Below are 14,989 nucleotides of genomic sequence, written 5' to 3' on the forward strand. Positions count from 1 at the left end.
GTCCCACCCAACGAAAGGAAAAACCCGTGGACGCTACTACGGTTCTCGCTGAAATCAACGGTCACATCGGTGCGGTCGGCTACGGCCTCGCAGCCATCGGACCGGCCATCGGCGTGGGCATCGTCGTCGGCAAGACCATCGAGGGTGTCGCCCGTCAGCCTGAGCTGGCCGGCCGTCTCCAGGTCCTCATGTGGATCGGTATCGCCTTCACCGAGGCACTCGCGTTCGTCGGCATCGCCGTCGCATTCATCCCGTTCCCCGCGTAATCCACACCGACTTCTGAAGGAGACAGGATGCTGAACGCTCTTGTCACGAACCTCGCGGCGGAGACCGAGGCGCAGAACCCGCTCATCCCCGCGTGGTACGACATCATCTGGTCGGGCCTGTGGTTCCTCATCATCCTCATCGTGGTGTGGAAGGTCGCCCTTCCTCGCCTGACCGCGATGCTCGACGAGCGCTCAGCCGCTATCGAAGGCAACATCGCCAAGGCGGATGAGGCGCAGAAGCAGGCCGAGGCCGCGCTGGAGGAGTACACCCGCCAGCTCGCCGAGGCACGCACCGAAGCCGGTGAGATCCGCGAAGCCGCCCGTGAGGACGGCAAGAAGATCGTGACCGAGGCCAAGGAGACCGCGGTCGCCGAGGCCGGCCGCATCACCGCAGCCGCTCACTCGCAGATCGAGGCCGAGCGCCAGGCGGCGTTCGTCTCGCTGCGCAGCGAGGTCGGCACGCTCGCGATCGACCTCGCCGGCAACGTCGTGGGGGAGACCCTCAGCGATGACGCCCGTGCGACGGCCGTCGTGGACCGCTTCCTCGCCGACCTCGAGAAGGCCAAGTAATGGGCAGCGCGACCACTCAGGCACTCGCGGCATCGACGGACGCGCTTGCCGCAGCGTCGGGCCTGAACCTCGACAGTGCGGCCGAGCTCTTCGCTGCGGCCCGCACCATCGGGGAGTCGGCTCAGCTGAGCGGCGCGCTCGCCGATCCCGCAGCTCCGGCTGAGGCGCGCAGCGCGCTCGTCTCGGCCGTCTTCGCCGGTGTCTCGGCTCCGGTGCGCACGCTGCTGACCGCGGTCGCAGCCGAGCGGTGGTCGTCGACGTCCGACCTGGTCGATGGTGTCGAAGAGCTCGCCATCCGGGCTGCGGCGAAGGCTGCTCCCGGCGACGACATCGCGGGTGAGCTGTTCGGCTTCTCCCGCCTCGTCGCGGCGAATCCCGAGCTCGAGCTCGCCCTCGGCAGCCGCCTCGGCGGCGCGCCGGCGAAGGGCGAACTCGTCGAGAAGGTGCTCGGCGGCTCGGCGTCACCGGCGACCGTGCTGGTCGCCTCGTCGCTGGTGCGCATGCCGCGAGAGCGCCGTGTCCGCCAGGTGCTCGGCCGTGCGATCGACATCGTCGCCGCACAGGCCGACCGCACGGTGGCGACGGTGTACACCGCGACCGCTCTGACCGATGCGCAGCAGACGCGTCTGCACGACGCGCTCGCACGCCGCTACGGCGGCGAGATCTCCATCAACCAGGTGATCGACCAGACCGTCGTCGGTGGCCTGCGCGTGCAGATCGCCGATGACGTCATCGACGGCAGCATCTCCGCCCGACTCGCCGATCTTCGCCAGAAGCTCGCGAGCTGAACAACTTCACGCGGGGAACCGCGGACACCCAGACACACAAAGGGAAGACAATGGCAGAACTATCGATCAGCCCCGACGTCATCCGTGACGCGCTGAAGGACTTCGCCGCCGCGTACGAGCCCACCGGCGCCGTCGCGACCGAAGTCGGCACCGTCATCGACGCGGCCGACGGCATCGCGCACGTCGAGGGACTTCCCGGCGTCATGGCCAACGAGCTCGTCACGTTCGCGGACGGCACCAAGGGCCTCGCCCTGAACCTGGATGAGCACGAGATCGGCGTGGTCGTGCTCGGCGACTTCACCGGCATCGAGGCCGGCCAGGAGGTCACCCGCACCGGCGAGGTCCTCTCGGTCCCCGTCGGCGACGGCTACCTGGGCCGCGTCGTCGACCCGCTCGGCAACCCGATCGACGGACTCGGCGCCATCGCCACCGAGGGCTCGCGTGAGCTCGAGCTGCAGGCGCCCGGCGTCATGCAGCGCAAGTCGGTGCACGAGCCGATGCAGACCGGCATCAAGGCGATCGACGCCATGATCCCGGTGGGCCGCGGTCAGCGTCAGCTGATCATCGGCGACCGCCAGACCGGCAAGACGGCCATCGCGATCGACACGATCATCAACCAGAAGGCCAACTGGGAGTCCGGCGACGTCAACAAGCAGGTGCGCTGCATCTACGTCGCGATCGGCCAGAAGGGCTCGACCATCGCGTCCGTCAAGGGCGCGCTGGAAGAGGCCGGCGCCCTCGAGTACACGACGATCGTCGCCGCTCCCGCGTCCGACCCGGCCGGTTTCAAGTACCTCGCCCCCTACACCGGTTCGGCCATCGGCCAGCACTGGATGTACGGCGGCAAGCACGTCCTGGTCATCTTCGACGACCTGTCGAAGCAGGCCGAGGCCTACCGCGCCGTGTCGCTGCTGCTGCGCCGCCCGCCGGGGCGCGAGGCGTACCCCGGTGACGTCTTCTACCTGCACTCGCGTCTGCTCGAGCGCTGCGCGAAGCTGTCCGACGAGCTCGGCGCCGGTTCGATGACGGGTCTGCCCATCATCGAGACCAAGGCGAACGACGTCTCGGCGTACATCCCGACCAACGTGATCTCGATCACCGACGGCCAGATCTTCCTGCAGTCCGACCTCTTCAACGCCAACCAGCGTCCGGCGGTCGACGTGGGAATCTCGGTCTCCCGTGTCGGCGGTGACGCACAGGTCAAGTCGATCAAGAAGGTTTCCGGAACGCTGAAGCTCGAGCTCGCGCAGTACCGCTCGCTCGAGGCGTTCGCGATGTTCGCCTCCGACCTCGACGCCGCATCGCGCCGCCAGCTCGCCCGAGGTGCGCGCCTGACCGAGCTGCTCAAGCAGCCGCAGTACTCGCCGTACCCCGTCGAGGAGCAGGTCGTCTCGATCTGGGCCGGCACGAACGGCAAGCTCGACTCGCTCGAGGTCGAGGACGTGCTCCGCTTCGAGCGCGACCTTCTCGACTACCTGCGTCGCAACACGTCGATCCTCGACACGCTGCGCGAGACCAACGTCCTCGACGACGCCACGGTGGCAGAGCTCGACAAGCAGACCGACGCCTTCATCCTGGAGTTCCAGGGCGGCAGGGGCCAGTCGATCAGCGCACCGGGCAACGAGCAGGTGTCGGCAGAGGACGCCGGTGACGTCAGCCAGGAGAAGATCGTCAAGGGTCGTCGCGCGTAATCGCGTGAGGTACTGATTCATGGGCGCTCAACTCAGGGTCTACAAGCAGAAGATCTCTTCTGCTCAGACGACCAAGAAGATCACGAAGGCGATGGAACTCATCGCGGCTTCGCGCATCCAGAAGGCGATGGCACGCGTCAAGGCGTCCAGCCCCTTCGCGCAGGCCGTGACGAGGGCCGTGTCGGCCGTCGCGACGCACTCCAGCGTCGATCATCCGCTCACCCGCGAGGCAGAGACAATCCGTCGCACGGCGGTCGTCATCTTTTCGAGTGACCGCGGTCTCGCCGGCGCGTTCAACTCGCAGGTGATCCGCGAGGGTCTCGAGCAGGGCGAGCGTCTGCGCGAGCTCGGCCGGGAGCCGGTGTACTACCTGATCGGCCGCAAGGCGGTCGGGTACTTCCAGTTCCGTCGCATCGAGTCCGCCGCGGAATGGATCGGCGACACCGACACGCCGTCGTTCCACACCGCCGAGGAGATCGCGCACACGCTGCAGGAGGCCTTCCTGCGCGGTGGCGCCTCCGAGGGCGTCGACGAGATCGTGCTGGTGTACAACCGCTTCGTCAGCATGATGACGCAGGAGCCCACAGCCCTTCGTCTGCTGCCGCTCGAGATCGAAGAGGCCGAGGACACGGCGACCGCCGCGGTGTACCCGCTCTACGAGTTCGAGCCCGACGCCGAGACCGTGCTCGACGCGATCCTGCCGGTCTACATCCAGAGCCGCGTGTTCAACGCGCTTCTGCAGTCGTCGGCCGCGAAGCAGGCCGCGACGCAGAAGGCGATGAAATCGGCCAGCGACAACGCCGACAAGCTGATCACCGACTACACCCGCCTGCGCAACAACGCTCGCCAGGCCGAGATCACCCAGCAGATCGCAGAGATCGTCGGCGGCGCCGACGCCCTGGCATCCAGCTGACACACATCAGGAGAAGAGACGAGAAATGACCACCACCGCCATGGCTGAGCAGCCGGCGACCGCGGTCGTCGGACGCGTCGCACGCGTCAACGGTCCGGTTGTCGACATCGAGTTCCCGCACGACTCGATCCCCGACATCTACAACGCCCTCAAGACCACCATCACGATCGGCGAGGACTCGACCGAGATCACGCTCGAGGTCGCACAGCACCTCGGCGACGACCTCGTCCGCGCCATCGCCCTGAAGCCGACCGACGGCATCGTCCGCGGTCAGGAGGTGCGCGACACCGGCGAGGCCATCTCGGTCCCCGTCGGCGACGTGACCAAGGGCAAGGTCTTCAACGTGATCGGCGAGGTCCTCAACGCCGAGCCCGGCGAGACCATCGAGGTCACCGAGCGCTGGCCGATCCACCGCAAGGCGCCGAACTTCGACCAGCTCGAGTCGAAGACCACCATGTTCGAGACCGGCATCAAGTCGATCGACCTCCTCACCCCCTATGTGCAGGGTGGAAAGATCGGTCTGTTCGGTGGCGCGGGTGTCGGCAAGACCGTGCTCATCCAGGAGATGATCCAGCGCGTCGCGCAGGACCACGGTGGTGTGTCGGTGTTCGCCGGTGTCGGCGAGCGCACCCGTGAGGGCAACGACCTCATCCACGAGATGGAGGAGGCGGGCGTCTTCGACAAGACCGCCCTCGTCTTCGGCCAGATGGACGAGCCGCCGGGGACGCGTCTGCGCGTCGCCCTGTCGGCGCTGACCATGGCGGAGTACTTCCGCGATGTGCAGAAGCAGGACGTGCTGCTCTTCATCGACAACATCTTCCGCTTCACGCAGGCCGGTTCCGAGGTCTCCACGCTGCTGGGCCGCATGCCCTCGGCTGTGGGCTACCAGCCGAACCTCGCCGACGAGATGGGCCTCCTGCAGGAGCGCATCACCTCGACGCGCGGCCACTCGATCACCTCGCTGCAGGCGATCTACGTGCCGGCCGACGACTACACCGACCCGGCCCCCGCGACCACGTTCGCGCACCTCGACGCCACCACCGAGCTCTCGCGTGAGATCGCGTCGAAGGGTCTGTACCCCGCGATCGACCCGCTGACCTCGACGTCGCGCATCATGGACCCCCGCTACCTGGGCGAGGACCACTACCGCGTGGCGACCACCGTCAAGCAGATCCTGCAGAAGAACAAGGAGCTGCAGGAGATCATCGCCATCCTCGGTGTCGACGAGCTCTCCGAAGAGGACAAGATCGTCGTCTCGCGTGCCCGTCGCATCCAGCAGTTCCTCTCGCAGAACACCTACATGGCGAAGAAGTTCACCGGCGTCGAGGGCTCGACCGTGCCGCTGAAGGAGACCATCGAGTCGTTCGATGCGATCTGCCGCGGTGACTTCGACCACGTCGCCGAGCAGGCGTTCTTCAACGTCGGCGGCATCTCCGACGTCGAAGAGGCATGGGCGAAGATCCAGAAGGAGAACGCCTGACCATGGCGCTGCACGTGAGCCTCGTCTCCGCTGACGCGGAGGTCTGGACGGGGGAGGCGTCGCTCGTCGTCGCCAAGACCGTCGAGGGCGAGATCGGCATCATGTCCGGTCACGAGCCGGTGCTGGCCATCCTCGCTCAGGGCGAGGTCCGCATCACTCAGACCGACGGCAGCAAGGTGCTCGCGAACGCTCAGGACGGCTTCCTCTCGATGGAGGGCGAGACGCTCACCATCGTTGCCGGCAACGCCGCGCTGATCGCCTGACAGCAGTACTGCCCCGCGTCCGCTCCGGATCGTGCCCCGCACGAACCGGAGCGGACGCTTCTCATGTGTGGAGCCCATGAAGATCCTTCTGCCCCCGTCAGAGACCAAGCGTCCAGGCGGATCCGGAGGCCCGCTGCGCCTCGAGAGCCTTGCGCTGCCGGCGCTGACCCCGCAACGCGCCGAGCTGATCGACGCCCTCGTCGCGCTCTGCGCCGACGAGAGCGAGGCCCGGCGAGTGCTGAAGCTCAGCGAACGTCAGGCGGGTGAGGTCGAGCGCAACCGGATGCTGCGCGCAGCCCCCACGATGGCCGCCATCGACCGCTACACCGGCGTGCTCTACGACGCTCTCGATGCCGCTTCACTGGATCGGCAGGCACGGCACTGGCTCGGCGAGCACGTCCTGATCCACTCGGCGCCGTTCGGCCCGATCGGCGCCCTTGACGAGATCCCCGTGTACCGGCTGGCGGCCGGCACCTCCCTGCCCGGCATCAGGGCTCTGCGCCGCCACTGGGCGCAGGCGACCTCCGAAGCGCTGACGGCGGCCGGCTTCGTGCTCGATCTGCGCAGCGAGTCGTATGTGGCGCTCGGGCCGGTGGCGGGGGTCGTTCCATCGACATACGTGCGGGTGGTCACCGACGAGGGTCGCGCGCTGAATCACTTCAACAAGAGGGGCAAGGGCGCTCTCGTGCGCGCCCTCGCCACGACACGCCCGAGGGCTCGATCCGCGGGCGCGCTGCTGCGGTGGGCCGAGCAGAACGGCATCCGGATGCGCGAGAGCGCGGATGCCGGTGTGCTGGAGCTCGTCGTCGGCGACTGATCCGCCGGCGTCTCGTTGCCCGTGATCCGGCGGCTTCGCTAGCATGTCGGGTGCACGAGATCCGCACGGGGGAGCACGACGGCTTCCTCTCTACGAGAGACTGGTTCATTCATGGGATATGGCGACTACGGCGATTACACCGCCTTCGCTGCGATCATCGGCCTGGTGACGGTGCTGCTGTTCATCGTCGGGCCGATCATGTACGTCATCTCGTCGATCTTCATGATGAAGATCTTCGAGAAGGCCGGCGTCGTCGGTAAGTGGCGCGCCTGGGTACCGGTCTACCGCGAGATGATCTTCTTCAAGCTCGGCGACATGAGCCCCTGGCTTGTGCTGTACACGCTGGGCGCGACGCTTCTGCTCTCCTGGACGGGCATCGGCGGCATCTTCGGTCTGGTCTTCACCGCGCTCTTCGCGATGGCGGGCTGGCGCGTGGGGCTCAAGCTGCAGAAGGAAGCGGCCTGGGTCATCCTCTTCGTGCTGCTGAACATCGTGTGGATGGGCATCGCCGCGTTCGACCGCTCACGCTGGAACCCGAACATCGCGCCCGCGCCGTGGGCCGGCAACGGCTTCCTCGCCGACCGCACGGTCTGGGACGGCGTCCCCGTGCAGCCCGGCCAGAACGCAGCCCCGGCGGCCGGCTGGGGCGCGTCGCAGGGCTATGCGCCGCCTGCCCCGCAGGGGTACACGCCTCCCGCCCCGCAGGGCTACGCCCCTCCGGCGCAGCCCGGTTACGGGCAGCCGGCCCAGCCGGGCTACGAGCAGCCGGGCTCTGGCGCTCCGGTCAACCCCGCAGCGCCGGTTCCGCCGGCACCGGGCGCGCCTGTGCCCCCGCCGGCGACCCCTCCCGCGCCTCCCGCCCCGCCGGCAGCGCCTCCGGCCGCACCTCCTGCGCCCCCGGCAGACCCGGAGGACCCGTCGCAGCCGCGTCCCTGAACCGATAGCGCAGAGCCCCCGACCTCGTCGGGGGCTCTGTCGTGTCAGTGCGCCGCACGTCCGCCGGTCCGGGCGCATCCGCCGTCGCGATGGCGTCACCCGACCGCCGCGCCGGTCCGGGCACGTCCGTCGCCCCGATAGTGTGGACATATGGTCACCTCGCAGCGTCGCGTCGGCGCATCCGGACTCGTCGTATCCGCCGCCGGTCTCGGCTGCAACAACTTCGGGCGTGCGGGAACCGTGACCGAGACGCTCGTCGGCACCCGCGAGGTGATCGACGCTGCGCTCGCGAACGGCGTGTTCTTCTTCGACACCGCCGACATGTACGGCGCCGACGCGGGCCGAAGCGAAGAGCTCATGGGCGAGGCGCTCGAGGGACGCCGCGAGCGCGTCGTGCTGGCCACCAAGTTCGGTCACGAGCGCGATATGGGCTACGACTTCCCGGGTGGTCGCGGATCGCGCCGATACGTCCGGCACGCTGTCGAGCACTCGCTCCGCCGTCTGCGCACCGACTGGATCGACCTGTACCAGCTGCACCTGCCCGACCCGCAGACGCCGATCGCAGAGACGATCGACGCCCTCGACGAGCTCGTCGACGAGGGCAAGATCCGCTACTACGGGCACTCGAACTTCACCGGCTGGCAGATCGCCGAGGCCGAGCTCACCTCCCGCGCCCGCTCGACCGGGCGCTTCATCTCCGCGCAGAACCACTACTCGCTGCTGGCGCGTGCCTCCGAGCGCGAGGTGCTGCCGGCAGTCGACCGCTACGATCTCGGCTTCTTCCCGTTCTTCCCGCTGAAGAACGGGCTGCTCACCGGCAAGTTCACCCGCGAGGGCGGACCGTCGGGCAGCCGGATCATGCAGACGCGTCAGCACATCTGGGCGGATGCCCCTTGGGACGCTCTCGAGCAGTACCAGGCCTTCTGTGATCAGCGCGACATCACGATGCTTCAGGCCACGTTCGGATGGCTGCTCGCACAGCCCGCCGTCTCGAGCGTGATCGCCGGGGCGACGACACCCGAGCAGGTCGAGGCGAACGCCGCCGCCGCCGACGCCTGGACGCCGTCGGCGGACGACCTGGCCGAGATCGACGCACTGTTCCCGCTGCCCGAGGACCCTGGCGACCGGATGTGACGGCGCCACTACGATGATCATGAATCCTGCGGCCGACCGGCCGCCGCACCGCCTTATGGAGAGCCCACGTGCCTGAGACCACGACGCAGACTTTCCGCGTCAGCGATGACCTCGAGCTCACCTGGGCGGGCGTGACCGACCGGGGCCGCCGCCGCGAGAACAACCAGGATTCCTTCCTCGCGAAGTACCCGCTGTTCATCGTCGCCGACGGCATGGGCGGGCACGCGGGTGGGGAGATCGCCAGCCAGGCCACCGTCGATCGGCTCTCCGACATGGTCGACGCGGGCCCGATCGACGACGAGCGCATCGTCGCCGCCCTTCAGCTCGCCGTCGATGACATCCACCGCCATCCCGAGACGACCGATGAGGGCACCGGAACGACCCTCACCGGCGTGTACCTGGATCGGGGTGAGGACGGCTGGCGCTGGATCTCGCTGAATATCGGCGATTCGCGGGTCTACCTCGAGCGCGAAGGCCGCCTGATCCAGGTCACCACCGATCACTCGGTCGTGCAGGAGCTCATCGCCTCGGGCAAGATCAGCCCGGAAGAGGCCGACGCCCACCCGTACAGCAACGTCATCACTCGAGCGGTCGGGGCGAACGAGCTCGTCTCACCCGACTACGTCGCGATAGACGTCGTCGACGGCGACCGCTTCATCATCTGCTCCGACGGCCTCACCAAAGAGCTCACCGACTATGGCATCCTGCACTTCCTGCGTGAGAACGCCGAGCCCGCAGATGCGGTCAACGCGATGGTCGATGCCGCGCTCGAGAACGGCGGACGAGACAACGTCACGCTGATCGTGCTCAACGTGCGCTTCACCGGTGGCGCCGACGACCAGACCGCAGCGGGGCGCTCGGCCGCCGCCGAAGAGTCCTCCTCCACAGAACCCGCAATCGAGGATTGAGCCGCTCGGGCCTGTGGACAGGTCCGAGCGGGCCGCCGCGATGCGCTGAGATGGGCGGATGGATGCCACGACCATCGTCCTGCCCGCAGCTCCCGCGCCGCCGACGCGACCACCGCTCCCGCTGCTGGCCGCCATCGTCCCGGTCATCGCTGGCGTGGTGCTGTGGCTGATCACGGGATCTCTGTTCGCACTGTGCTTCGCCGCTCTCGGCCCACTCATGCTGCTCGCCTCCTTCTTCGACGGCATGCGATCGCGGCGCAGAGCGCGTCGGCAGGCGGAGGGCGAATCCGATGCGGCGTGGCAGCGCGCGGAAGACGAGCTTGTGCGCCTGCATGAGCAGGAGCACCGCATTCTCTGGCATCGCTCACCCGACCTGGCCGGATGCCTGCTCGACCCGCCGCTACGCGGCGGTACGAGCCTGAGCGCCGCCACCGAGCTCGTGATCGGGCGAGGGCGCACCGCGAGCCGGGTGCGTGCGTCGGGCGGCGACGACGAAAGATCCCGCGTCTTTCGCGAGCGCGCCGAGCAGCTCGCCGACGCCCCGATCATCGTCGAGCTCGGCGGCGGAGTGTGCGTGCGCGCGCCGCGGCCGGTCGCGACCGCCGTCGTCCGGGCATTGGTGGCGCAGCTCTGCCTGCGGTTCGGGCCATCGGAGCTGAGCCTGCACGGCCCCGGAGTCTCGGACTGGGGGCTCGGCGGCTTCCCGCACGTCGATCGACGCAGAGCGCGGTTGCGGCTGAGGGTCGGCGACGGAGCAGAACCTGCCGAGGCGGTCATCTGCATTCGGCTGCCGGGGGAGGAGCCACCGGAGGGCGTCACGACCGTACTCGAGTGCATCGCGCCATCGCGTGCGGTGGCGCGAACCGCGGAGGGGCTGAGTGATCTGTCCCTCGAGGCGGTCTCGGAGCAGCAGGTCGGCATGATCGCCGTCGGAGCCGCCAGCAGGTCGGAGGACGACGCTCGGCTCCCGGATGCCGTGACGCTCGGGGAGCTCGAGGCCGGGGCCGGCGGAGACGGTCGGCTCCTCGCCCGATTCGGGCGGGGCGCACAGGGCGACGTGCTCGTCGATCTCGTCGACGACGGGCCGCATGCGATCGTCACCGGCATGACCGGCACGGGCAAGAGCGAGCTGCTGACCAGCTGGGTGGCGGCGATCGCGGCCGCGCACGCACCCGAGGAGGTGACGTTCGTGCTGATCGACTTCAAGGGAGGCACCGCGTTCGATCCGCTGCGCGCCCTGCCGCACGTCGTCGCGGTGGTGACCGATCTCGACGCGGCCGGCGCCCGACGCGGTGTGGGGAGCCTCAGCGCCGAGCTGCGTCGCAGGGAGGCGGCGCTGGCCGCAGCCGGTGCGCGGGACGTGGGGACGTTGCCCGCGCTCGCGCGGCTCGTGATCGTGGTCGACGAGTTCGCCGCCCTCGTGCAGGAGCATCCCGATCTCGCGGCGATCTTCACGGATGTCGCCGCGCGCGGTCGCGCGCTGGGCATGCACCTCGTTCTCGGCACGCAGCGCGCGGGCGGCGTGATCCGGGATGCCCTGGCGGCGAACTGTCCGCTTCGGCTGAGCCTGCGCGTGGCCGAACCCGCCGACAGCCGCCTGGTGATCGGATCGGAGGCCGCTGCCGAGCTGCCAGGCGGACCGGCGTCGCGCGGGCTGGCCTACGTGCGACGACCGGAGGACGTCGAGCCGCAGGCCATGCGCGTCGCGCTGACCGCACCGCACGACCTCGCGACGGTGGTGCGCCGGTGGGCGGGAGTCGAGACGCCGGCCAGCCCTTGGCTGCCGCCGCTGCCCCGGATGATCGACGTGCCCGCCGACCGCAGCGGTGGCGAGCGCGGCGGCGTCGTGCTCGGCAGGGCGGATGAGCCCGAGCAGCAGAGACAGCCGTGGGTGCGTCTTGCAGCCGGTGAAGGGCTCGGTGTCATCGGCGGGCCGTCCTCGGGCAAGAGCACCCTGATCCGCGCCGTGCACTCCCAGGTCCCGGATGCGGTCGTCATCCCGGTGGACGCGGAGGAGGCGTGGGATGCTGTCGCCGAGCTGTCGTCGGGCCGCCACGGGATGGTCCTCTGCGATGATCTCGACGTGCTGTTCGCTCAGTACCCGGCCGAGCACGCGCAGCTGTTCGTCAGCCGCTGGGAGCGCATCCTCCGGGCCCCGGCGGGTGCCGTGATCACCGTGTCGCGGGCGTCGGGTCCGGTCGGCCGGCTGCTCGACGGCGTGACGCACCGAGCGCTGCTGCGGCTGGGCAGCAGGGTGGAGCACATCGCCGCCGGCGGAGACTCCGCCGGGTTCGATCCGCATCGCCCGGCTGGCCGCGGATGGGTGGACGGCCGTGACGTGCAGCTGTGCTGGGCGGATCCGGTCGCTGGGACGAGCGGGCGTGGGGCCGGCACGCGCGCTCGCGACGGCGCTACCTGGCGGCCGCAGCGCTCGACCGCGGGGGTCGTGACATCGGCGGTCGACGAGACCCGCGCGTCGCTCGCGTACGCGAACCCCGGATGCCGGGTGATCACCCTGGCGGAGCGCGATGCCGCGGCGGACTCCCCGGATGCCGATGGCTCGCCGCGGGTGATCGTCGGCGATCCCGAGCGGTGGCGTGCGCAGTGGTCGCTGCTGCAGAGCATCCGCACCGCAGGCGAACTCGTGGTCGCGGCCGAATGCGCCACAGAGCTGCGCCAGCTCGCCGGGGTGCGCGATACTCCGCCGTTCGCCAGGCTCCACGAGGGCAGGGCGTGGGCGGTGGTGGCAGGAGGCCGCGCGAGGCGCGTGCGGGTGATGTGACGAGCGGGGGCGTCAGATGCCGGAACCGGGACGAATCATGCCTACGGGCTGACCGCCGCCGAGCACGTCGAGCGGCAGCGCCGTCGCGAGAGCGGCGACGTCCGCCTCGGTGAGCGCTCCCGTGCGCGCGAGCAGGGTCGCGGCCACGATCGCCGATGCGCGGCTGCTGCCGTCGAGGGTCTTCAGCGCAACGGTCGTGTTGTCGGGGGCGATCATGACCATCACGCCCTCGGCGCCGTGCTTGGCGAACACGCCGAGCGTCTCGATGGCGATGGTGTCCGGCTCGCCCGGTCCCGCGATCGTCCACGGGTTCTCGCGCACGGCCCGCACGAGCGCGCCGGCGACCCGGTGCAGGGCGAACGGGGAGCGCTCGGAGGCCGAGCCGATCCGGTGGATCGCCCGCGCCAGGCCGAGCAGAGTGATGGCGTGCACCGGCGCGCCGCACCCGTCGATCGCCGTGTGCGCGATCTTCTCACCGGCGAGGCGCTCGACGACATCGCGGATGTGCACCTGCAGCGGGTGCGCGGTGTCGAGGTATCCCTCGGTCGGCCACCCGGTCGCGACGCAGGCGCGGAGCATCAGAGCGTGCTTGCCCGAGCAGTTCATCCGCACCCGCGCCTTGTCGGCGTGATCGCGGAGCATGTCGCGCCGTGCCGTCGAGTCAGAGGGCCATGCGGCCGGGCAGCCGAGGTCGTCCTCGTTGAGCCCGCCGGCGGCGAGCATCTCGCGTACGACCTCCACGTGCCGATCCGTGCCGCTGTGGCTGGCCGTGCCGAGAGCGAGCTGCTCGCCCTCCAGCGTCGCACCCGCCGTCACACTGGCGATCGCCTGCAGCGGCTTCAGGCTCGAGCGCGGCAGGATCAGGGCCTCGGCATTGCCGTGCTGTGCGATGACCTCTCCTTCGGGGGAGAGCACGACCGCGGCGCCCGCATGGCGGGACTCCACGAAGCCGTTGCGCTCCACGATCGCGAGTTCGACGGCGTCAGCGATGGTGAGAGTCTCGAGCACCACACAAGCCTAATGCGCCGCCGGATGGCAGACTGGCGCGATGGCCTCCCTCGGCGAACACCACTACGCGCTCACGACCACCTGGACGGGCAATCGCGGCACCGGCACGAGCGGCTACCGCGACTACACCCGCGACGTCACGATCGGCATCCAAGGGAAACCCGACCTGCTCGCCTCGGCAGACAAGCCGTTCCGCGGCGACCCCGGCCGGTGGAACCCGGAGGACCTGCTTCTGGCCGCCCTGTCGGAATGCCACCTGCTGTCGTACCTGCATGCGTGCGTCACCGCGGGTGTGGTGGTGACCGACTACCGCGACGACGCGACGGGAGTGATGCGCGAGGACGGCCGGGGCGGTGGTGCGTTCACAGAGGTGACGTTGCGACCTCGAGTGCAGGTGGCCGACGAATCGATGCTCGACGCGGCCAGGAGCGCGCACCACACTGCACACGAGTGGTGCTTCATCGCCAACTCGGTGAACTTCCCCGTGCATCACGAGGCGACGGTCATCGTGGCGCCCGCGCCGGCCTGAGCTCAGCGGCGCTCGTGGGGGAGCGCCTGCCTGATCTTCTCGATCGGGGTCTGCGCGGGCGGCTCGTTGTACACGCCCGCGAGCTCCTGCCCGCTGAGGGCGTGGATGGCGGCCATGATCTCGTCGGTGGCGAGTCGGCGAGCCCGTCCGCTCGTCGCCGGGCCGTGCGTCGACACGTCGATCGGGGTGCCGAAGCGCACAGTGACGCGCTCGCTGAGCGACGGCATCTTCGCGCCCTTCGGCATCATCCTGTCGGTGCCGATGAGGCCGACGGGAACCACGGGAGCCCCGGTCTGCAGGGCCAGGAAGGCCACGCCGGTGCGTCCCTTGTACAGCCGGCCGTCCGTAGACCTGGTGCCCTCGGGATACAGGGCGACGGCGAGGCCGTCGTCGAGCAGCTGGCGCTGCTGGTCGAGCGCGTCGAGAGCGGCCTGGCCCGCCCCCCGGCGCACGGGGATGGCCCCGACGGACGTGAAGAAGTCGCGCGAGATGGCGCCCTTGAGCCCGGTGCCCTCGAAGTAGGTCGACTTCGCGAGGAAGTGCACCGGGCGGGGAGCGGCGATCGGGATCGCCATCGAGTCGATGAACGACAGGTGATTGCTGGCGAGGATCACCGCGCCGGTGAGCGGCACGTTCTCGCGCCCCTCGATGCGGGGCCGGTACACGACCCGCGCCACAGAGGCCGCGAGCATCCGTCCGACCTTGTACTTGAAACCGGCCTGGCGGGGGGATCGGTGCCGCGGCGTCTCGGGTCCGGGATCCGCGGGGATCGCCGACTGCTCAGAACTCACCGGAAGAGCCTATCTTCCGGTGCATGCCCGCCACGGAATGACGCCGCGCGGGTCGGGCACTCAGCGACGGCAAAGCACGGTGCATCAGGATGGGATCTTCCCGTTCCGCGAAT

At 69.5% G+C, this 14,989-nt stretch carries 15 protein-coding genes; 13 read left to right on the forward strand and 2 right to left on the reverse strand.

The features are described from left to right. Positions 1-26 precede the first annotated feature (26 nt). From atpE to V2S05_RS01895, 12 genes are all read left to right on the forward strand, one after another. A complete protein-coding gene (atpE, locus tag V2S05_RS01840; protein ID WP_045265023.1) occupies positions 27-266 on the forward strand; it encodes an ATP synthase F0 subunit C in 240 nt (79 codons plus the stop codon). A 27-nt stretch (positions 267-293) separates the two neighbouring features. After that, positions 294-836, forward strand: a complete 543-nt coding sequence (locus V2S05_RS01845) for a F0F1 ATP synthase subunit B (RefSeq protein WP_099195851.1) — start codon at positions 294-296, stop codon at positions 834-836. Continuing rightward, a complete protein-coding gene (locus V2S05_RS01850) occupies positions 836-1,624 on the forward strand; it encodes a F0F1 ATP synthase subunit delta (RefSeq protein WP_413633576.1) in 789 nt (262 codons plus the stop codon). The genes V2S05_RS01845 and V2S05_RS01850 overlap by 1 nt, the downstream gene beginning before the upstream one ends. A 50-nt stretch (positions 1,625-1,674) precedes the next feature. Next, the gene (gene atpA / locus V2S05_RS01855) at positions 1,675-3,315 is read left to right on the forward strand and encodes a F0F1 ATP synthase subunit alpha (protein ID WP_413633577.1); all 1,641 of its coding nucleotides are present in this window, start codon (positions 1,675-1,677) and stop codon (positions 3,313-3,315) included. A 19-nt stretch (positions 3,316-3,334) separates the two neighbouring features. Continuing rightward, positions 3,335-4,228, forward strand: a complete 894-nt coding sequence (locus V2S05_RS01860) for a F0F1 ATP synthase subunit gamma (protein ID WP_413633578.1) — start codon at positions 3,335-3,337, stop codon at positions 4,226-4,228. A 25-nt stretch (positions 4,229-4,253) separates the two neighbouring features. Beyond that, positions 4,254-5,708, forward strand: coding sequence for a F0F1 ATP synthase subunit beta (atpD, locus tag V2S05_RS01865; RefSeq protein ID WP_271637930.1), 1,455 nt, complete (start codon positions 4,254-4,256; stop codon positions 5,706-5,708). Between the two features lie 2 nt (positions 5,709-5,710). Beyond that, a complete protein-coding gene (locus V2S05_RS01870) occupies positions 5,711-5,971 on the forward strand; it encodes a F0F1 ATP synthase subunit epsilon (protein ID WP_099197126.1) in 261 nt (86 codons plus the stop codon). Positions 5,972-6,047: 76 nt separating this feature from the next. Next, positions 6,048-6,788, forward strand: coding sequence for a YaaA family protein (locus V2S05_RS01875; protein WP_413633580.1), 741 nt, complete (start codon positions 6,048-6,050; stop codon positions 6,786-6,788). A 111-nt stretch (positions 6,789-6,899) separates the two neighbouring features. Continuing rightward, the gene (locus tag V2S05_RS01880; RefSeq protein ID WP_413633581.1) at positions 6,900-7,724 is read left to right on the forward strand and encodes a large exoprotein; all 825 of its coding nucleotides are present in this window, start codon (positions 6,900-6,902) and stop codon (positions 7,722-7,724) included. A gap of 150 nt (positions 7,725-7,874) precedes the next feature. After that, positions 7,875-8,858: an aldo/keto reductase gene (locus tag V2S05_RS01885; protein WP_413633582.1), complete on the forward strand. Its 984-nt coding sequence runs from the start codon at positions 7,875-7,877 to the stop codon at positions 8,856-8,858. A 68-nt stretch (positions 8,859-8,926) separates the two neighbouring features. After that, positions 8,927-9,766, forward strand: coding sequence for a PP2C family protein-serine/threonine phosphatase (locus tag V2S05_RS01890; RefSeq protein WP_413633583.1), 840 nt, complete (start codon positions 8,927-8,929; stop codon positions 9,764-9,766). A 58-nt stretch (positions 9,767-9,824) separates the two neighbouring features. After that, complete coding sequence (locus tag V2S05_RS01895) at positions 9,825-12,548, forward strand: FtsK/SpoIIIE domain-containing protein (protein WP_413633584.1); 2,724 nt, start codon at positions 9,825-9,827, stop codon at positions 12,546-12,548. Between the two features lie 12 nt (positions 12,549-12,560). On the opposite strand, the gene V2S05_RS01900 is transcribed toward V2S05_RS01895, so the two are convergent. Continuing rightward, positions 12,561-13,556, reverse strand: coding sequence for an asparaginase (locus V2S05_RS01900; RefSeq protein WP_413633585.1), 996 nt, complete (start codon positions 13,554-13,556; stop codon positions 12,561-12,563). 40 nt (positions 13,557-13,596) lie between these two features. Between V2S05_RS01900 and V2S05_RS01905 the strand changes: the two genes are divergently transcribed. After that, the gene (locus V2S05_RS01905) at positions 13,597-14,085 is read left to right on the forward strand and encodes an OsmC family protein (RefSeq protein WP_413633586.1); all 489 of its coding nucleotides are present in this window, start codon (positions 13,597-13,599) and stop codon (positions 14,083-14,085) included. Between the two features lie 2 nt (positions 14,086-14,087). On the opposite strand, the gene V2S05_RS01910 is transcribed toward V2S05_RS01905, so the two are convergent. Then, positions 14,088-14,876 (reverse strand): lysophospholipid acyltransferase family protein, encoded by a 789-nt coding sequence (locus tag V2S05_RS01910; protein ID WP_413633588.1) that lies wholly within the window; start codon positions 14,874-14,876, stop codon positions 14,088-14,090. Between the last annotated feature and the right edge of the window lie 113 nt (positions 14,877-14,989).

It is taken from the genome of Microbacterium sp. OR16, from assembly GCF_047306725.1.
GTDB lineage: Bacteria > Actinomycetota > Actinomycetes > Actinomycetales > Microbacteriaceae > Microbacterium.

Bases quoted from the DNA above. Each gene is read 5' to 3' on its own strand.
- V2S05_RS01845 (WP_099195851.1), top strand. From the start codon at position 294: ATGCTGAACGCTCTTGTCACGAACCTCGCGGCGGAGACCGAGGCGCAG.
- V2S05_RS01850 (WP_413633576.1), top strand. From the start codon at position 836: ATGGGCAGCGCGACCACTCAGGCACTCGCGGCATCGACGGACGCGCTT.
- atpA (WP_413633577.1), top strand. From the start codon at position 1,675: ATGGCAGAACTATCGATCAGCCCCGACGTCATCCGTGACGCGCTGAAG.
- V2S05_RS01860 (WP_413633578.1), top strand. From the start codon at position 3,335: ATGGGCGCTCAACTCAGGGTCTACAAGCAGAAGATCTCTTCTGCTCAG.
- atpD (WP_271637930.1), top strand. From the start codon at position 4,254: ATGACCACCACCGCCATGGCTGAGCAGCCGGCGACCGCGGTCGTCGGA.
- V2S05_RS01870 (WP_099197126.1), top strand. From the start codon at position 5,711: ATGGCGCTGCACGTGAGCCTCGTCTCCGCTGACGCGGAGGTCTGGACG.
- V2S05_RS01875 (WP_413633580.1), top strand. From the start codon at position 6,048: ATGAAGATCCTTCTGCCCCCGTCAGAGACCAAGCGTCCAGGCGGATCC.
- V2S05_RS01880 (WP_413633581.1), top strand. From the start codon at position 6,900: ATGGGATATGGCGACTACGGCGATTACACCGCCTTCGCTGCGATCATC.
- V2S05_RS01885 (WP_413633582.1), top strand. From the start codon at position 7,875: ATGGTCACCTCGCAGCGTCGCGTCGGCGCATCCGGACTCGTCGTATCC.
- V2S05_RS01895 (WP_413633584.1), top strand. From the start codon at position 9,825: ATGGATGCCACGACCATCGTCCTGCCCGCAGCTCCCGCGCCGCCGACG.
- V2S05_RS01905 (WP_413633586.1), top strand. From the start codon at position 13,597: ATGGCCTCCCTCGGCGAACACCACTACGCGCTCACGACCACCTGGACG.